Source organism: Schleiferilactobacillus perolens DSM 12744 (assembly GCF_001435585.1).
Lineage (GTDB): Bacteria > Bacillota > Bacilli > Lactobacillales > Lactobacillaceae > Schleiferilactobacillus > Schleiferilactobacillus perolens.
Genome location: NZ_AZEC01000011.1, coordinates 13,216 through 31,150 on the forward strand (window position 1 = coordinate 13,216; position 17,935 = coordinate 31,150).

Sequence of the window (17,935 nt, forward strand, 5' to 3'; positions counted from 1 at the left end):
AAGTTGAGCGTCCCCTGCCGTGCCAAGTGCTACTCACTTGGCACTAGTAATGTCAGACTTCATACTTTTATTCCAGTTTTTTATGCAGAATATCTTTCTCACTAGCAATATGGGCAGTGATTCGTTAACATTCGGGACCGGAATTACATGTGCATGCCCATCTTTTTGTACGAGTTCATAGCGCCGATCCACATGTCGTCCATGCTGACACCGCGTTCTTTGGCGAAAGCGGTCATGAGGGTGTGGTGGTCCATGAGCTTGTATTTAGGCCGTGGTTTGCTGGGGTCGATGACTTCGATTTGGGCCATCATGCCGCCGTCTTCGTGTTCAAGAATATGGCAGTGATACATATATACGCCAGCAAAATCAAATTTCATCGCAAAGCGGACGTGTTCACCAGGATTGACGCCGACGGTATCTTTCCACCCGTATTCATTGGGATACGGATCGTGACCGTCACGGGAAATGATTTGGAATTGACCACCGTGGATATGGAACGGGTGAATCATGCCGCCCTTCATGTCGTTGGTATTGGTCACATCCCAAACCTGGGTGACGCCTAAGTCTTGGGTTCTATCGATGCGTTGCATGTCGAACTTTTTCCAGTCCATTTCGACTTCTTCGTCCATGCCGGACATAACCACTTCTTGCACGGGCAGATCCGGTGTCGGTTGCAACCGTGGAATATCCACCAGTTTCTCAGGTAATGGATCGTGCCCGTTGTCTTGCTTGTCCTTGATCCGGAATGTCAGTAACGGCACATCGTCGGAATACAGAACCACCTGATCGCCAATTTCATATTTGCTGAAATCAACGATGACTTCGGCCCGTTCGGCACAAGATAACATTAAGTGGGTGAAATAAACGGGACTGGGCATGATACCGCCGTCTGAAGCAATTTGGGCAAACTCTAGGTCATCGGAAAAATGCAGGCGCCATTCACGGCGATTGGCCCCATCCAGCAAGCGTAACCGTAACCGGCGGGTAGTCACGTCAAAATAAGGATTGACCGTCCCATTGATTACTGCGGTCGGGCCTTGGACACCATCAGGATCATAATCTGCCTGATAGTCCCACTGATTGTCTTCGTTGAAGTGCCGATCCTGTAAAATGACCGGAATATCATCCACCCCATAGTGCCGTGGGAAGGGCAGTTTTTCTTCCTGCTTATCCTGCACGAGGACCATCGCCGCTAAGCCCTTATAAACTTGTACGGCGGTTTCTGGACAGGGATGGGCGTGCAGCCACAATGTTGCGGCGGGTTGCACGACATCAAACTCGATATCCTTGGTTTCGCCAGGATAAACGGGGGCATGACAGCCGCCGTCCACATAAGGCCCGGGAACATTCAATCCATGCCAGTGGAATGTGGTCAATTCAGGTAAGTCGTTTTTGAGATGAATGGTGACGTGCTGCCCTTCTTTGAAGACAATCGTTTGACCCAGTACATTGGCATCGTATCCCCATGTCTTCGTGGGTTTCCCCGGCAACATTTGTACTTCCCCAGCACGGGCGGTGACAGTGTACTCCACACTCTGCTCATCCTCGTGATCAACGGGATGCAGTGCTGGAATGGCCAATGGTTTGGCCGGCGCCTCCTGATTGACGGTCAGCGGAATGTAGCCGCCATCCAGGGTATTAAACGCGGATTTGTCGAAAAAGTAATCCGTATAAGTTTGATGTGCCATGAAATTCTTCCTTTCCCAGGAACTTTTCTTTACACCTATGATTATATGGTAATTGTTATCGATTGTTTAGAGCAAAAATCGAATCTCAACGGGCCGTGCCAAAGCTGAGCCACCTCCGATTGCTCCGCATTGGCACTAACTCGCCGGGATTCGATATTATTTCAGTCCATTCTTTTACTGATGAAGATCGTGTGGTTGGGGAATACTTTTGACGCGTTCCTGCAGTGCAGCCAGAATGCGGGCTAAGCGATCGATGGTGTCGTTGAGTGTCAGGTAATAAAATACCTTGTTCTTGCGGCGGTATGAATCGATCATGCCGATGTCTTTTAAGATCTTGAGATGGTGGGACGTGGCCGGCTGGGACATCTGGATCTTGTCGGCTAATTCGTTCACGGTCAAGCCGGAATCGTCTTTGTTCCCCAATAATAATAGCAATTGCTGACGAGCGGGACTGGCTAGGGCATTAAGATGACCAATGTCACTTAAGAATTCTTGGCGAGTCCGTTCTTGGGCTCTTTGGGCCGCTGTTGTTGGATTAGATACCATGTTTCATTTCTTGCTCCTTTAGTTGGTTTTTGAGTGGTCGAACCACATAAACCTCCGGGCAAAACCCCCGTAATCCATTGTAAATTCGCTGTGCACGACTGTGGGTAGCCGCAATCCCAAATACGGTCGGTCCACTGCCGGTCATTTGCGCAGTGATGGCGCCGAATTGTTTCATCTTCTGCCGAATCCGGCGAATTTCTCCAATTCGGTTCTCCGTGATCGCTTCCAAAGAGTTCCCCATTCCAGAAGCCATCAGTGTTAAATCTTGATTCTGAATCCCCGCAATCACCGTTTCCGTGTTTGGATGCGGCAATTCTTCAGGCGTCGAGGCGGCACTGAGAATCCGTGGCGTGGACACGGCTACCGGCGGCTTGGCAATGACAAACCAGCAATCCGGGGTCGCCTGCAACGGGGTTACAATTTCTCCACGACCGGTCACCAACGCCGTTTCGCTGTACACACAAAACGGGACATCAGAATCTAAGACTAGAGCCCGCTGGGCCAGTTCCGCCCGACTTAAATTAAGCTGCCATAACCGATTGAGGGCACGCAAAACCGCGGCGGCATCTGCTGAGCCGCCGCCCATCCCAGCGGATACCGGGATGTGTTTTTCAATGTCAATGGTGACCCCTTGGTTGGGGGCAAATTCCTGCTGCAAAAGGGTTGCGGCTTGGAAGGCAAGATTGCGCTGATCGTCGGGTAGAAACATACTGTCCGTGCGGACACAGATCCGTGCATCACGACGGGTCGTTATCCGCACGGTGTCGTGAAGATCCACGCAAGTCATCACCATTTTCCATTCATGCAATCCGTCTGGGTGGACGTACAGGGCGTCCAGGGAGAGATTGATCTTGGCGGCTGCCCGCTCCATGATTTCTGTCATAATGATTCCACCGATGCGTGTTTTGTATTAATTATAACGAATAAGTGGGGCGGAGGCCAACTTAAAGGATAGGAACGATGCCGTGCCAATGCTGCGCAATCTCCGGTGGCAGGGGGCTGCGAAGCGCAGCAAGTGCGAAACCACAGGCGTAGCAAGCTGTGACGGCGGTTTGAGCCCGCAAAACCCGCGGTCTCAAACGCGCCTAACCACATCCGATTGCTCCGTATTGTCACTGGACTCGGCACGATTCATAATTTTGTCTGATAATCACGTGTCACTTATAGAGAGCAAAAAAAACACCAAAAAACGGCGGACCCTGATTGAGTCGCGCCGCTGATTGATTGCAGATTACTAATTTGTGATTGTGCCGTCATCGAATTTGATTTCTATGGATTTAGTCAAGAGATCCGTATAACTGTAAGATACGCGCTTGAACGCATTGGTTGACGGGTCTAGATCAACAACAAACACCGCTGGGTACGTTTCTTTCAGTACTCCATGCCGGCGTGTGACCTTTTTCCGTCCTGCCTGAGCCACAACGGTCAAGTTGTCGCCCAAACGCTCATCCAAACGATGTTTGATATTCGCGATTGTAATTGGCATTGACTCACCCCTCAATGGTACCCATTATACCTGTTTAATGAAAAGAAGTCAATCTATTCACAAAAATATGAGGCGGGTCGAAAAATAACGTTATTTTTATCTCATTTTTTCTCGGAAAGTTCTCGGCTAATTGTGATAAATTCGGGAATGGAAACTGTTTCAGCCCGATCAGTGGGCGCCACCCCTGCTTTAGATAATACATCGGTTAAAATAACACGCTTAGCTGGCGTGCGGCCGTACCAATTCAATAAATTATTCATGATTTGTTTACGCCGCTGGGCAAAACTGGCCCGCACGACTTGGTTAAAGAATGCTTGGTCCCCAGCAGGCACGTTGGGCGTCTCCAAAAAGTCAAAGACCACCACCGCAGAATCTACTTTGGGCGGCGGATTGAAGGCCGTGTGTGAAACGGTAAAGGCCACTTTGGCCGCTGTTCGAATTTGGACGGCGACACTCAAAGAACCGTAATCCTTGCCCCCGGGACCGGCAGTGATCCGATCGGCCACTTCTTTTTGCATCATCATAACCATCCGCTCAATGGGCAAGCCGCTTTCCAAAAAGTGCATCAAGATCGGGGTAGTGACGTAATAAGGAAGGTTCGCTACGACTTTAAGACCATGATCCGCTGGGGCCAACGCGGCCAAGGCGGCGGGATCAGCTTGTAAGATGTCTTGGTGAATGACAGTCACATTGGGATAAGGGGCCAAGGTGTCCGCCAGCACCGGCAACAGCCGATCATCCAGTTCGTATGCCACCACATGACCAGCCGCGCGAGCCAGGTATTCGGTCAACGCGCCGATCCCTGGGCCAATTTCAATCACTGTATCGTCTTTGGTTAAGTCAGCAGCTTCGACGATGTCTGCCAACACATTCTGGTTCGTTAAAAAGTTTTGACCCAAGCTCTTCTTCGGCCGCAGATGGTACTGGGCCATTATTTCGCGAGTCCGTTCTGGATCGGCAATCATTGGTTGTTCAGGCATTGGCGTTATCCTTCTTTCTGATCGTTCTGCCACTGGCGCACCACATTACCTAACTGCAGCGGTGTGATCGCAAAAGCATGCAGGCGTTTGAGTAACTGTTTACCATTGACGTGGCCTAAATGTAACGTCTCGGCCACATATTCGCGCAAGCGGGCGGCATGGGGCGTACCGGTCAAGCCGAGGCGGATGAGATCTTCCTCAGTGACCTGAGGACCGCCAATAGGCGCAGACACGGGTGTATAGACTTGCGCTAAAGCCGCTTTAATCGTGGCATTGCTGGCATGTTCCACGCCCAATGTCCCCTGCTTCACCGGCACTCCAGCCGTGCGCGGGAGAAAGGCCTGTTTGGCATCTGGCACGACGGCCAAAATTTCCCGGCGAATCTTTTCACCCGGATGATCCGGATCGGTGAAAATGATTATCCCGCGGCGCTTCTGGGCTTCGACAATGGCCGCCAAGATATCATCCGGCAAAGCAAAACCGTGAGTCTCTATCGTATCGACGGGGCCCAGGGCTTCTTGCAGCCGTTTCGTATCGTCTCGGCCCTCCACAACGATCACTTCTTTAATCATCGGTAACCTCCTGAATCCGGAATGCCCGCAGCGTGTTGGCAAATGTGCCGGCCGCCAACTCGTCGAGGGAAACACCCCGCAATTGTGCGATAAATGCTGCTGTATCCCGAGTGAAGGCAGGTTCGTTGCGGCTGCCGCGGTGGGGAATTGGAGCCAAATACGGCGCGTCTGTCTCCACCAATAAACGATCCGCTGGGACAACTTGGGCACTGGCTTGGACATCTGCAGATTTCTTATACGTCACCACGCCGCTGAACGAGACATACATGCCCAGGTCTAAAAACTTCGTGACCCACTCTGGCCCGCCATTGAAGCTGTGCATGACACCACCAAAAGTGCGCACCTGGCTTTCCCGCAAAATATCATAGGTATCCTGGAGTGCTTCCCGAGTGTGGATCACCACGGGCATGCTGAGCTCAGCGGCAATCTCCAACTGCCGGGCGAAGACCCGCCGTTGCACAGGTCGTGGGCTGGAATCCCAGTGATAATCCAAGCCAATTTCACCAATGGCGACGGTTTTGGGCTGGGCTAATTGTTCTTTCAAGACTGCCTCTGCGGCCGCTGTGTATAGTCGGGCGCTCTCTGGATGCCACCCGACCACCGCGTATAGATGGGAAAAACGCCGAGCTAAAACCAGGGCACCCTGGTTTAACTCGGCGTCACTCCCCACGATTGCCATATGGGTGACGCCGCACTCTGCCGCACGGGCGACATACTCCGCTTCGCGCCAGGCAAAAGCCGTATCATTCAAATGGGTATGGGAATCAAATAATTCAGTAATCGTGTGTGCCTACTTTCTTCGTTTAACCAATGACCGAACCGTTGGCCAAATTAGCCGGCACCGTCAGCAACTGGATCTGGTCGTCCTTCTCAGCAGACAGCAGCATACCTTGACTCATTTCACCCCGCAATTTGCGCGGTTTAAGGTTAGTTACGGCCAACACCTTTTTCCCGATCAAAGACTTGAAGTCGGGATAATACTTGGCAATGCCGGAAATGATCTGCCGATGGGTAGGGTCGCCCGCGTCCAATTCAAACTTCAGTAACTTATCGGCATGGGCCACTTTATCCACGTTAATAATTTCTGCCACCCGAATCTCGGTCTTATCGAAGGTGTCGAAATCAATTTCATCCTTCGTGTTGTGCAAGTCTGTGGCGCGCACATCAAACGGCGTGTGCTTGTCGGCGTTCAGATCTTCCTCTACGACCTGGGGATGCTTTTGTTCTTTCTTCATCTCACCCTGGATATAGGCCACTTCTTCTTTGGCATCCAGCCGCGGGAATAGCGGTTCAGCGTGATCCGTGACGGTAATGCCGCTGGGGAATGCGCCCCATTCCGGCTTATCAGCCACGGCGGGGTCAGCATCAGTGAGACCCAATTGGGCAAACATTTTTTCCGGTGATTGGGTCATCACGGGGGCAATCAGCACAGCCACCAACCGTAAAGATTCCGCCAAGTGGGCCAGCACACTATCCAATGCTTTCGCCTTGTCAGGATTCTTGGCCAGTGTCCACGGCTCAGTTTCATCAATATACTTGTTGGCCCGATTGACTAAGCGCCAAACTTCATCCAAAGCATTGGGGAAACGGAAATGATTCATGTCATCATCGTAGGCGACCAGTACATCGCTGGCGGTGGCCACTAAATCATCATCAAATTCGGTTTGACTGGTTAATTCAGTGGGTACATGCCCATCCCGGTACTTGTTGATCATGGCAATCGTTCGGTTGAGCAAGTTGCCCAAGTCATTGGCCAAGTCATAATTGATTCGATCAATGAAGTCTTCGGGGGTGAAGACGCCGTCACTGCCAAACGGGAAGGCCCGCATCAGGTAATAACGAAGTGCATCCAGACCGTAGCGTTTCACCAGCATCTCGGGATAAACCACGTTCCCCTTGGACTTGGACATCTTGCCATCCTTCATCAGCAACCAGCCATGGCCGTATACCTGCTTCGGTAACGGCAAGCCTAGCGCATGAAGAATGATCGGCCAGTAAATCGTGTGGAACCGGACGATTTCCTTCCCGACGAACTGCACATCGGCCGGCCAGTATTTCTTGAACAGGGAATCATCGTCACTGCCGTAACCCAGCGCGGTGATATAGTTCAGCAACGCGTCAACCCATACATAAACCACATGCTTCGGATTAGACGGAATGGGCACACCCCAGCTGAAACTGGTCCGGGACATGGCTAAGTCTTCCAGACCCGGTTTGATAAAGTTGTTGATCATTTCGTTCTTACGGGACTCCGGTTGGATGAAATGCGGATGATCTTTATAGTATTGCAGCAACCAGTCTGCATATTTGCTCATCCGGAAGAAATAGGATTCTTCTTTCACCAGTTGCACATCGTGACCAGAAGGTGCTTTCCCCCCGATCACCTTGCCGTCTTTATCCCGATATACTTCGGCCAATTGGGTTTCAGTGAAGTACTCTTCATCGTCCACAGAATACCAGCCGACGTATTCGCCAAGATACACGTCGCCTTGTTTGATCAACTGTTCAACGATCTTTTGGACCGCTTTGACATGGTAATCATCCGTGGTGCGGATAAACTTGTCGTTGGAAATGTCCAGCATCTTCCACAGCTTCTTGATATCGGCCGCCATGCCATCCACGTATTCCTTCGGTGACATGTGCAATGCTTCTGCCTTCTGCTCGATCTTCAGCCCGTGTTCGTCGGTCCCGGTCAGGAAGAAGACATCGTAACCGCGCATGCGCTTATACCGTGCCAATGTGTCAGCTGCGATTGTGGTATATGAATTACCAATGTGTAATTGCCCAGATGGATAGTAAATGGGCGTCGTGATATAGAAAGTGGGTTTTGCCTCAGACATTAAAAAAGCCTCCAAATACGGTTGCCGCCGACTGGGAAATGAGCCCAGCCCGGTCTACCTTTTTACGCTACGAAAATAGCGATACTTGGGAATAGTATAGCATAATTTGGATATCGAGCTTGATTTCAGAAAGTGGAATACGGATTTCGCGTGGGTAACTTGTTTCACTGTTAAACGCCTTGGTGGACACGTGTAGATGTACGTGTTAAGTTAATGAAAAAGTGGGCTGGAGATGATCTTAATGAAATACATGTATTTCGCCAAATTTGCAAAGAACACCCAAAGCCAATACGAAGTCGAATTTCCAGACTTCACGCCTGCCGTTGCGACGTATGGCGATAATCTGCAAGAAGCGCTCCACATGGCCCACGATGCGTTAGAAGGCTATCTTCTGGTCGCTGAAGATAGTCATGACGCAGTGCCCGCACCCAAAAATGCCGAGGAAATCTCCGTCACTCCCCATGTTTTGTTAATTCCGATTGAAGTGGACACGACCTTGGCCAGAGAGCGTGAGGAAAACAAATTAGTCAAAAAAACGCTCACGATCCCGGCCTATCTCAACACACTAGGCAAGGAACGCGGCGTCAATTTCTCAGCGACGCTCACAACGGCACTGAAGGAAAAATTGGAACGATAAAGTACGGGAACAAATATCTGAACCCTGACGGATACAGCATCAAGGCTGCGAATTAACCGATATATTTGCCCACCGCAGTCAAGTGCGCAATCACTATCCGCTTATGCGGCGCAGAATCAATTTCTGCACTGAGATCGCGTCCAGCCACATGACCGTGGTGTTCGCCACCTTGCCACGGTCCGATATTGCTCATGTCGTAGACGATCCCATCAATGGCCACGTATGGCTTGCGCCCGTCTTTGCCGTCGTATTGGGCCAATTGTTCTTTGGTAAAAGTTTGTTCTGCCATATCAATCTCTCCTTCTTAGATATCAAAATCAAGTTGTTGGGGATTCAAGTCCGTAAACTCCAGGCCTAATATTTTCTGTAGGCCTAAGGCATTATCCGCCGCGTCGCCGCCAGCATTATTGTTAAAAATAATGGTGGTATCTTTGGCTTGGGCAGCAACCCGCTTCACGGCATCCGCAATCTGGTTTAATTCTACTTCATTATACCGATACAGCGTCCGCTTTTTGCGCCACCCTGCCCCCGGGTTTTGCCACCCGGCCAGATTACGCCCATGGAGCCGGAAGAAAGCCCGCTCCGAATTAGTCACCGCCGGATAGAACGGCACGCTATTGCCCTGCGTCGCTGGTTCATCCGCAATGGTCAGACTCATATCCAACTCCTGCAGAAGCAGCATATTTTCCTTCACTAACGCCGGCCGATACCAGCTATTATTCCGCCACTCCACCGTCAACGGCCAATCCCCAAACAATTCACGCAGTTTTCGCAGATAGAGAATATTTTCTCGACTGACCGTAAAAAACGGCGGCATCTGCAGAAGCACTGCTTGTAATTGATGATACTGCTTCAGCTCGGCAAAAGCTTGCTTAAAAGTCTGCACCGTCGTGGGCAGATCATATTCCGTGGATTGCTCGTGTTTGGTAATCACGGCATTGGCTTTAATAATAAACTGGAAGCCCGCCGGTACCTGTGCCCGCCAGCGATGAACAGTGCTGGCTTGCGGAATGGCATAAAACGCCGTGTCCACTTCCACCACTGGGAAAAATTCGGCGTATTCTGCCAGGGTCAGCTTCCGATTCACGCCCAATAATGTGGGATGTTCCGTCCATGTCGTCGCCCCAATGCGAATCACCATTTACTCACCTCGACTACAATAGATTGCCATCAGTATCCCGCATCACCTGTACCGGATCAAGTAAGGCAAAATGGGTCAAACGCTCTGCTTCAAAGTTTGTCTCCACATAAAGTTGATCCGCCGCTAAGATCTCTGGAATGATCCGCTGCACATCCGGCACCACACCTGTATTATCACTCCGGGTCAACCAGTCGGCTCGATATGGTTGCAAAATTCCCTCTCGCATCCACTGGGGATACCGGGAATGGCTGATCGGAGTGTGGAGCAGTGCCCGAAATAAGTAAATACCATCGCGAAATTCGCCATTGACGTACCAGTCAATGACGCCCAACTGCGCCATGGTGTATTCATCTGCTGTGATTGTTGTTTCTTCCATAATTTCTCGGCAACCCGCGGCCAGCGGTGTTTCACCAGTCTCCACTTTGCCACCGATGCCATTCCACAACCCCGGATAAGGGGGCTTGAACCGGTTGAACATCAAGATCTGCCGACCGTCTGTAATCAATGCCAGGGTGTACTTATACTTTGCCATTTGCCCACTCCTCGTCACGAATTATCACCCTTATCTTCGCAATTTTTGGGTCCTTATGCAATGTGCACAAAAAGCAGGGGGAAACTTTGAGCAGTTTAGCCGTTGTCCCTGCAACCGATTTCAATTATGCTGTAAACGTAATCAAGTAAAGGAGACGTAAATAAAATGGTTAAAGTTGATTTGGACCACATTTATAAGGAATACCCTGATGCAGCGGAAGGGACCTATGCTGTTGCAGATTTTGACCTCCACATTGATGACCACGAATTCATCGTATTCGTTGGCCCCTCTGGGTGTGGTAAGTCCACGACACTGCGGATGATCGCCGGGTTGGAAGACATCACGAAAGGTGACCTGAAGATCGGGGGCCAAATCATGAACGACGTGGCACCCAAGGATCGGGACATTGCCATGGTCTTCCAGAACTACGCGCTGTATCCGCATATGACCGTGTTTGATAACATGGCATTTGGTTTGAAACTGCGGAAATACGAAAAAGACGATATCAAGAAACGGGTAGACGAAGCCGCAGAAATTCTGGGCTTGACCGATTACTTGGATCGTAAACCGGCTGCTCTTTCCGGTGGTCAACGGCAGCGTGTCGCGCTAGGCCGGGCAATCGTTCGGGATGCGCCAATCTTCCTGATGGATGAACCCTTGTCCAACTTGGATGCCAAGTTGCGGGTCACCATGCGGGCAGAGATCGCCAAATTGCACCAGCGGTTAAAGACCACTACCATTTACGTGACCCACGACCAAACCGAAGCGATGACCATGGCGGACCGGATCGTTGTCATGTCCATGGGTAAGGTGCAGCAAATTGGTACGCCAGCCGAAGTCTATGACACACCGAAGAACGAATTCGTGGCTGGTTTCATTGGCTCCCCTGCGATGAACTTCTTCAATGTTCATCTGAGCGACGGCCACATCACCGACGGCAAGGGCCTGAACCTGAAGGTGCCCCAGGGCCGCTTGAAGGTCTTGGTTGACAAGGGCTATGACGGTAAGGATCTGGTTGTCGGTGTTCGTCCTGAAGACATCCACGCCGAGGAAGCGTTCATTGAAACCTTCCCTGAAGCAGTCGCTAAGACCACCGTGGTTGTTTCCGAATTACTTGGTAGTGAATCCATGCTCTACGCTAAGGTAGATGCCACTGAATTCGTTGCCCGGGTTGATGCCCGTGATTACCACAAGCCTGGCGATACTGTCGAAATGGCCTTTGACTTGAACAAAGCCCACTTCTTCGACAAAGAGACTACTGATGCCATCTACGCTGATGACGAAGCGTAGTCTGTAACCAACCGCTAATCGAGGCCAGTTACTCCTCCTCGCTGGCCCATTAAAAAAGTTCCGACCCAAGATAACGTGGTCGGAACTTTTTTTGTCCAGAGGGCGGAGCCGACCGGTTAGAAGCGGCGTCAGAAGGCAGGGCAGGCAGAAAAACCCGCACTTTCTACCTAAAGTCAAGTCTATCAAGGAATTAATTTTGCTGAGATGATATAAAGTCCTGGATAAGTAGTGCTTTGGGTCTTGAAAAGGAGGGAATGATGCTTTTTTGGAGTTCTTAGGGTACACCAAACAGCACCTTGCTCTTTAGTTTTTTGAACAAAGCTCATAGAATGGAGTTGTGTATGACGGCTTTGCTTACCTGCCTACCGTGGCTTTCTGGTAATCATAAGTCTGATTATGCATGATAAGGTAGTAAATCGTTCTGATGAGGCGAGAGATCGCCGCAATGGCAATCTTCTTGGTTCCTCTGGACTGGGAAGATTGCTTTCTTTTTTCGTAGTAATCAACGATGTGGTTGGAATGGTTGGGGTTTCTGGCTACTGAATCCATCGTGCCGATCATCTTGAATAGAATCTTGCGAGCATACGGATCTCCTCGCTTAGATATGTGATCAGAGGCCACAAAGCGGCCCGATTCATAGTGGCGCAGATCGATCTCAATATAGGCGTTGATCTGGGTTGTCTTGCGGAAACGGTGGAGATCGCCCAACTCAGCCAGTAAGGTCACTGCCGAAGTGGCCGCTGCTCCTGGTAACGATTCGAGAATGGGTAATTCCGGCAAGTCTTTAGCCAGCTCAACCATTTCACTGATGATGTGCTGCTTATGGGCTGAGAGACGAATCAAATCACCGGCAAGGTATTGTACCTGTTCAGTCTCAAGCGGTGTTGCCGGTACCGCTGGAGCGGCCACAGAAGCACTGTCTACTAGCTTTTGTGCGACATATTCGGCTCTCTTCACAGACAAAGTCTTGGGTGTCAGGTGTTGGATCGTATTGATCAAAGTGCCAAACGACTTTTCGGACTTCAACACCAAGTCTGGATGCGGAAAAGTCTGCACCAGACGCCAATAGAAATCACCAGTCGCCGTGCTCATGATTCCTTCTAATTCAGGGAATGTGAGCTGTAAGGCGCGGTGGAGCCGGTTCTTGTCCGCTACTAGGTCACTGTTAGCCTCTTGGTAGAAACGTTCCTCATCTTTCAGCTCAATGTACACCGGATCTTGCACGTAAGCCTTGGCTCGTTTGAGGATCAGTTGGCTCTGGGCAAGGCCAAGCGCATCCATGCGATCCGTCTTTCGTCGATGTAGGTCACTGACTGCCTCTAGGTCCTTCTTAGCCTTCAACGGATTAAGCTGCGTGTAAGAAATTGCATTAGTCTGCAGGAAGTATCTTAACCGGCGTGAATAAACGCCGGTGGCCTCAAATACCACCTCAGGCAACTTACCATCACGGGTATCGCTGTACTTATGGATTATTTTCAGCAGACGGCCAAACCCCAGCAAGTCGTTACTAAGCTTGCCATGTTCAGCTTCTCGGAGCTGCTGGTCATCATTGACGACTACTGAAAAGTCAGTCGTCTTTGAACTGACGTCCAAACCAATTGCAATACGCATAATACTTACCACCTTATCTTTTTGAAGTTCCCCACTGTGTTCTGGAAATCTTCTTTTCAATACTCGACGTCAAAGCGTCCATCAGACTACGACCAGACTCAGCAGAAACAGTGAAGCCGCCATTTTAGGTTACGGCATGGAATGCCACGTGCGGGGTGCGACGTCGACTTCACAATCACTTTACCAGAAAAGGAAAAGTGATGAACATCAATCCCGTCGGATCAATATCCATCACTTAAGTTAGTCTGTTTAGTTTTTTTGCCTGCCCTGCCTTCTGACATAGCTTCTGGTCGGCGCAGCCCGTTTACGGAGAGAGGGCGAGCACCCCGGTTAGGCCCCGACCGCTAAGAACAGCCTGGGCACAAATCTCCCGGTCTTGAAGATTTTGACCAGGATGGGCTTAGCGCGAGGGGCCTGGGGTGCGCAGCCCGTTTCCGCAAAGAAGGCTAGCTTCCCCCGTTTCCGTCGAATGTAGAACACATACAATACAGCCACAAAACATTTGTTATTTTATTGCCACCTTTTCCATACGGTACACAAGAGCAGGCTACTTATAGTATGTATCGCCATTACACATTAGAAACATTTAACCCGATAAGATATACAATATTGCATATTCGGAATAATCCACGAACCCTCCAGATTAAGCTTTAAAATTTGCTCATATATCAATATGGGGGGTTGACATAGTATGGGGAAAGAAAATCAGCCAATGATTGGGTTTTTTTATCGAAGAGAGCGGTTGGCCAACGACTTGTCCTTAAGTCAAGCAACCAGTCAGATCACCACCGCTGCCACTTTATCCAGATTCGAACGCGGGCAAACCCAAATTGCCGCCAGTACCTTCTTCAAGCTGATGGCAGTATTACCAAACACACTTGAATCACTGCAACAGTCGTATTTTACACTGTATGATGACACTTTTCAGCAAAAAATGGCTTATGCGGCCAGTCTTGAAGACAAAACCGAACAGAATCATTATTTACTGACCTTATTGGCCCACCAACAGGCCAAGTTTTCTCAAACGGGACTCATTTATTATCAACTTAATGCATTCAACCTAATCGTTCGCTTCAATATTCCCGGTATTTTGACGGCAACGGAAATTGCTGGGCCGGTCTTGAAATACCTCAAAGGAATTGATCATTTTGGCCTCTATGAACTCGATTTATTGACCACCATGGTGCAGGTATTGCCTGATGAGTCTGTCACGGTCTTAGTGCAGCGCAGCTTGCTGGACATGCCGCGCATTTATCAGGATCGTCTGCGTGATCGGTATCTCTGGCGGATCATCAACAATGCGTTAGATGCGGTGATTGAACATCAAGATTTCGTCATCGCCGATCGCTTAATGGCGTTTGCCAGTCGGTTGCATATACCTAACGACGATATTGAAGCGCAGGTGTGTCAATACTTTCATCAACTGCAAATTGACTACCATTATGGTGACCACACCACTGCCCAAAAACGCGCGGCCGAACTATTCGCTGGTCTCGAGCTGATTGGAGTACCCTTCTATGCGCATTTTTTCGAAACACGCTGGCACAAGTTGCTCGTGCGCGAAGGAAGTGAACAGTAATGCATATTGGCCGGCGATTCAAGGAATTACGCAAACAACGGAATGTGACATTATCCGAAGCAGTGGGAAATGAATGCTCCGTCGCAGCATTGTCTAAATTTGAAAATGAGCTTTCGGAAATTTCGTCTGAAACTTTTATTCATCTCGTCAATCGGTTGCACATCGATTGGCGCGAATTTCAATCAGACAAGAAGCCAGCGCCCTTCCTACCTCGATACCAGCAAGCGGTGGATCAGGAAAGTCCTTATCAATTGCTTTCGCTGCAATATGAGTTGGTCGCGACACATAAAGGTAATCCAGAAAACAATATTGCTTACTGTATCGTTCAGTTGACATTGATGCGCGACTATCCAGCGACGACGACACCCAACCATCTGGTCAAGAAGCAGGCGGTGGATTACCTTATTCGTGTCGATCATTGGAACCAGGAGGGCTTCATCATGGCCACTCTGCTGGTCGGTTTAGTTCCTTTGAGTGTGGTGGATCTGCTCATCCAACATGTCCTGTATCAAATCGAAAGTGCCGATACGCCCCAAAGCAAGCTGGATCTGGCCAATACATTTATCGCCGATGCCGCTTTACGGGAGTCCCGCGAAGGCAATATTGAGAATGCGAAAAAGATACTGCTGCTGTCTCGCCAAAATACACTCCCCGATTTATTGGTCGCCACCCATTTAAAATACGTGGATTGTCTGATTCGCCAACAAGCCGGTGATCCGCATGCAAGCGGCCAGCTCACTCAGTTGCGGCACTTCATGAATATGATTAATGCCGGCAAAATTGCTAAACGTTGGGAAAAAGCAGCACCCGGTGATCCAACATTTTAACCGGAAACGCAAAAAGAGATTGGTTCTTCACTGATATTCAGTGGATCCCCAATCTCTTTTTTGATGCGCTTAATTGTTAAAAGTTAACAACCAATGATTAATAGACCCGGACAAATTGGTTTGTGGCCACTTGATAGTACACGTGACCTTGGTGCGAATATACGCTGCTGACTTTCCAGCTCGTACGGGCACCTAAGACACTACCAATGGCGTTGCCATCCCGGTTGAACAATTGTACCGGTTGGTTACCAGTCGTATAAACTTGTGCACCAGCCGCAGCCTTCACATAAAGGTGAGTCGCAACTTGATAGTAAGCTTGGCCGCCAATGTACTTCAGACCATTCACTTTCCATGCGGTGTTAGCACCTAATGTCCGACCAGCTGCGTTACCCGCTTCGTCGTAAAGAGCGGCACCATTATTGCCCGCCTTGAATGTGCCTTGAGCAGCCACTGCGACTGTTCTTACGTCGTCGCCCTTAACCCATTCGTTGTTGGCCACCAGATAGTAACCGTTAGCAGAAGCAAAGTACTTCCAAGCAGAACCGCTGTTTAAGGTCTTAACGGATTTACCATCGGCTGCATTGTTGACAGTTTGTGCACCAGCACCATTAGTCACTGACAAAATGCCAGCTTCTTCAACCATGCGAGCAGTGGTGACATCAATACCGTTCAACCAGCCATTGGCACCAACTTGATAGTATGTCACACCGTCAACAGTGATGGCTTGACGACCTGTCTTCCAACCAGAAGCCATTGCTAAGCTGGCCAATGCATCACTCTTGGAGAACTTGCCAGTGTTGGCATCGTAACTATATTGAGAAGCGTTAGAAGCTTGGACATAAATCACTTTATCAATATCGTTGAACTTGATACCAGTAGATTCACCAGCCTTAACTGTAATGGTACGAGTCAAAGTGGCCGTTTGGTTATACCCGTTCTTGATCGTGTAAGTGAGGGTATAAGTGCCTGGCTTGTTCACATCAACGCTGCCAGTGACAGTCCAATCAGCGGCCGGAATGGCTGTTGTCTTGGAGCTGTCAGTCCAAGCGCTGATACCAGCATTCGGATCGAAGGTTGCGCCTTGGTTGATGGTCGGATCTTTGACGAAGCCACCAGCGTAGTCGAATTCAGGTGTGGGATAAGTGACTGGCGGTGTGACAGGAGTGCCTGGTTTTTTGGCCAATGCTGAAATTGCATTATTAATTACAGTAGTCGCGTCAGTCAAAGCCTTAGTTGTCGCATCAGCATTGTCGAGAACGCCTTGACCTGCAGTGACAGCTTGTTGCAACTTAGCAATAGAGTCAGCAGTGTATTCACCCGCATGATTCTGAATTAAATCTTTGCCTTTATTGATTGCTGTTTGTAAATCTGTACGAGCACTTTCTGCCTTTTGAGCTGCATAGCCAAGATGATAAGTCCCCTTATAATCTGAAGAACCGTCAATCGCTGAATCATCTTTCTCAGGATTGCCAGCCTTGGCGTCTGCAACCCCTACATCGTATCCAGCCAATTGATCTTGAGCTTTGGCTAAGTCAACCTGGGTTGCCGACTTTTGGTCCATTAAGCCACCTTCAGCCTGGATCTTATTAGTTGCGTCAGTATGGGCATCTTCACCTTGGGCAATTGTATCCATGATTGACTGCCGTGCACTCTTGGCTTGATCAAGTGCATTTTTCGCGTAATCAACCGCTCCCTGCATCTTGCCAAAGGCGTCATTTGCACTGGTAATATCCTTATTGGCCTGGTCAATTTTTGGTTGTTGTATGCTGACTTCGTGATTATAGTCATTGGTTGCATTAGTCACCGCATCCTGCTTTGTTGTCTGATTAGCTTTTGCATCATCAAATGCAGGATCTAGTTTCGTGACAATGTCCTGATTAATCGCGTCTTCTTGATCAGTAATCTTTTTGATTTGATCATTCAGCGCAAACGGCGCAGTGATTTGTTGCATAGCCAATTCGGCGTTGTGATTCCGGTCGTTCCACATAGCCGAACCTTCAGGATAAGTATCGCGTTCTTTAATAAGATCGTTGTAATGCTTCAAGACAGCTTCTTTTTTGATGAGAAGAGGCTTAGCCTGATTAGCAAGGACGTCGAGTTTGGCAGTAGCATCCTCAATCGCTTTGTTGGCTTCAGCGAAGGCCTCATTTGCGGCCGTCAAATCTTGATTGGCAGCATCCTTGATGCTCTGTTTATGATTAATCCA

General features: G+C 49.5%; 17 protein-coding genes. 4 read left to right on the forward strand and 13 right to left on the reverse strand.

Annotated features, from left to right (window positions below; all coding sequences use genetic code 11):
* Positions 1–143: 143 nt before the first annotated feature.
* The 8 genes from FD09_RS11075 to metG all read right to left on the reverse strand — a co-directional run bounded on the left by FD09_RS11075 (position 144) and on the right by metG (position 8,112).
* Positions 144–1,688 carry a multicopper oxidase family protein gene (locus FD09_RS11075; RefSeq protein WP_057821330.1) on the reverse strand — a complete coding sequence of 515 codons (1,545 nt, stop codon included), beginning with the start codon at positions 1,686–1,688 and terminating at the stop codon, positions 144–146.
* 174 nt (positions 1,689–1,862) lie between these two features.
* On the reverse strand, positions 1,863–2,234 hold the full coding sequence (locus FD09_RS11080) for an ArsR/SmtB family transcription factor (protein WP_057821331.1): 372 nt from the start codon (positions 2,232–2,234) through the stop codon (positions 1,863–1,865).
* Positions 2,224–3,117, reverse strand: a complete 894-nt coding sequence (gene ispE, locus FD09_RS11085) for a 4-(cytidine 5'-diphospho)-2-C-methyl-D-erythritol kinase (RefSeq protein ID WP_057821333.1) — start codon at positions 3,115–3,117, stop codon at positions 2,224–2,226. The genes FD09_RS11080 and ispE overlap by 11 nt, the downstream gene beginning before the upstream one ends.
* Positions 3,118–3,468: 351 nt before the next feature.
* Entirely contained in the window at positions 3,469–3,720 is a 252-nt protein-coding gene (locus tag FD09_RS11090; protein WP_057821335.1) for a Veg family protein, read from the reverse strand.
* A 101-nt stretch (positions 3,721–3,821) separates the two neighbouring features.
* Complete coding sequence (rsmA, locus tag FD09_RS11095) at positions 3,822–4,700, reverse strand: 16S rRNA (adenine(1518)-N(6)/adenine(1519)-N(6))-dimethyltransferase RsmA (RefSeq protein WP_057821337.1); 879 nt, start codon at positions 4,698–4,700, stop codon at positions 3,822–3,824.
* Between the two features lie 5 nt (positions 4,701–4,705).
* Positions 4,706–5,272, reverse strand: a complete 567-nt coding sequence (gene rnmV, locus FD09_RS11100; protein WP_057821339.1) for a ribonuclease M5 — start codon at positions 5,270–5,272, stop codon at positions 4,706–4,708.
* Positions 5,265–6,053, reverse strand: coding sequence for a TatD family hydrolase (locus FD09_RS11105; RefSeq protein WP_057821341.1), 789 nt, complete (start codon positions 6,051–6,053; stop codon positions 5,265–5,267). Before FD09_RS11105 ends, rnmV begins: the two co-directional genes overlap by 8 nt.
* A 22-nt stretch (positions 6,054–6,075) precedes the next feature.
* Complete coding sequence (gene metG / locus FD09_RS11110; protein WP_057821343.1) at positions 6,076–8,112, reverse strand: methionine--tRNA ligase; 2,037 nt, start codon at positions 8,110–8,112, stop codon at positions 6,076–6,078.
* A gap of 241 nt (positions 8,113–8,353) precedes the next feature.
* Between metG and FD09_RS11115 the strand changes: the two genes are divergently transcribed.
* A complete protein-coding gene (locus tag FD09_RS11115) occupies positions 8,354–8,749 on the forward strand; it encodes a type II toxin-antitoxin system HicB family antitoxin (protein WP_057821344.1) in 396 nt (131 codons plus the stop codon).
* A gap of 52 nt (positions 8,750–8,801) precedes the next feature.
* Here FD09_RS11115 and FD09_RS11120 read toward each other — a convergent pair whose 3' ends face one another.
* From FD09_RS11120 to FD09_RS11130, 3 genes are read right to left on the reverse strand one after another with little or no spacing between them, the layout of a single operon-like run.
* Positions 8,802–9,038: a cytochrome b5 domain-containing protein gene (locus FD09_RS11120; protein ID WP_057821346.1), complete on the reverse strand. Its 237-nt coding sequence runs from the start codon at positions 9,036–9,038 to the stop codon at positions 8,802–8,804.
* A 15-nt stretch (positions 9,039–9,053) separates the two neighbouring features.
* Complete coding sequence (locus tag FD09_RS11125; RefSeq protein ID WP_235812273.1) at positions 9,054–9,890, reverse strand: DUF72 domain-containing protein; 837 nt, start codon at positions 9,888–9,890, stop codon at positions 9,054–9,056.
* Positions 9,891–9,903: 13 nt separating this feature from the next.
* Entirely contained in the window at positions 9,904–10,422 is a 519-nt protein-coding gene (locus FD09_RS11130; protein WP_057821348.1) for an NUDIX domain-containing protein, read from the reverse strand.
* Positions 10,423–10,587: 165 nt separating this feature from the next.
* On the opposite strand from FD09_RS11130, the gene FD09_RS11135 reads away from it, so the two are divergent.
* Positions 10,588–11,712 carry an ABC transporter ATP-binding protein gene (locus FD09_RS11135; RefSeq protein ID WP_057821349.1) on the forward strand — a complete coding sequence of 375 codons (1,125 nt, stop codon included), beginning with the start codon at positions 10,588–10,590 and terminating at the stop codon, positions 11,710–11,712.
* A gap of 354 nt (positions 11,713–12,066) precedes the next feature.
* Here the strand turns inward: FD09_RS11135 and FD09_RS11140 are convergent, their stop codons facing one another.
* On the reverse strand, positions 12,067–13,323 hold the full coding sequence (locus FD09_RS11140; RefSeq protein ID WP_057821351.1) for an IS110 family RNA-guided transposase: 1,257 nt from the start codon (positions 13,321–13,323) through the stop codon (positions 12,067–12,069).
* A 691-nt stretch (positions 13,324–14,014) separates the two neighbouring features.
* Between FD09_RS11140 and FD09_RS11145 the strand changes: the two genes are divergently transcribed.
* On the forward strand, positions 14,015–14,902 hold the full coding sequence (locus tag FD09_RS11145; RefSeq protein WP_057821353.1) for an Rgg family transcriptional regulator: 888 nt from the start codon (positions 14,015–14,017) through the stop codon (positions 14,900–14,902).
* Entirely contained in the window at positions 14,902–15,729 is an 828-nt protein-coding gene (locus FD09_RS11150) for a helix-turn-helix domain-containing protein (RefSeq protein ID WP_057821355.1), read from the forward strand. The genes FD09_RS11145 and FD09_RS11150 overlap by 1 nt, the downstream gene beginning before the upstream one ends.
* Positions 15,730–15,826: 97 nt before the next feature.
* Here FD09_RS11150 and FD09_RS11155 read toward each other — a convergent pair whose 3' ends face one another.
* Complete coding sequence (locus FD09_RS11155) at positions 15,827–17,890, reverse strand: immunoglobulin-like domain-containing protein (RefSeq protein ID WP_057821357.1); 2,064 nt, start codon at positions 17,888–17,890, stop codon at positions 15,827–15,829.
* Positions 17,891–17,935 lie beyond the last annotated feature (45 nt).

Bases quoted from the DNA above. Each gene is read 5' to 3' on its own strand.
- FD09_RS11075 (WP_057821330.1), bottom strand. From the start codon at position 1,688: ATGGCACATCAAACTTATACGGATTACTTTTTCGACAAATCCGCGTTT.
- FD09_RS11080 (WP_057821331.1), bottom strand. From the start codon at position 2,234: ATGGTATCTAATCCAACAACAGCGGCCCAAAGAGCCCAAGAACGGACT.
- ispE (WP_057821333.1), bottom strand. From the start codon at position 3,117: ATGACAGAAATCATGGAGCGGGCAGCCGCCAAGATCAATCTCTCCCTG.
- FD09_RS11090 (WP_057821335.1), bottom strand. From the start codon at position 3,720: ATGCCAATTACAATCGCGAATATCAAACATCGTTTGGATGAGCGTTTG.
- rsmA (WP_057821337.1), bottom strand. From the start codon at position 4,700: ATGCCTGAACAACCAATGATTGCCGATCCAGAACGGACTCGCGAAATA.
- rnmV (WP_057821339.1), bottom strand. From the start codon at position 5,272: ATGATTAAAGAAGTGATCGTTGTGGAGGGCCGAGACGATACGAAACGG.
- metG (WP_057821343.1), bottom strand. From the start codon at position 8,112: ATGTCTGAGGCAAAACCCACTTTCTATATCACGACGCCCATTTACTAT.
- FD09_RS11115 (WP_057821344.1), top strand. From the start codon at position 8,354: ATGAAATACATGTATTTCGCCAAATTTGCAAAGAACACCCAAAGCCAA.
- FD09_RS11120 (WP_057821346.1), bottom strand. From the start codon at position 9,038: ATGGCAGAACAAACTTTTACCAAAGAACAATTGGCCCAATACGACGGC.
- FD09_RS11125 (WP_235812273.1), bottom strand. From the start codon at position 9,890: ATGGTGATTCGCATTGGGGCGACGACATGGACGGAACATCCCACATTA.
- FD09_RS11130 (WP_057821348.1), bottom strand. From the start codon at position 10,422: ATGGCAAAGTATAAGTACACCCTGGCATTGATTACAGACGGTCGGCAG.
- FD09_RS11135 (WP_057821349.1), top strand. From the start codon at position 10,588: ATGGTTAAAGTTGATTTGGACCACATTTATAAGGAATACCCTGATGCA.
- FD09_RS11140 (WP_057821351.1), bottom strand. From the start codon at position 13,323: ATGCGTATTGCAATTGGTTTGGACGTCAGTTCAAAGACGACTGACTTT.
- FD09_RS11145 (WP_057821353.1), top strand. From the start codon at position 14,015: ATGGGGAAAGAAAATCAGCCAATGATTGGGTTTTTTTATCGAAGAGAG.
- FD09_RS11150 (WP_057821355.1), top strand. From the start codon at position 14,902: ATGCATATTGGCCGGCGATTCAAGGAATTACGCAAACAACGGAATGTG.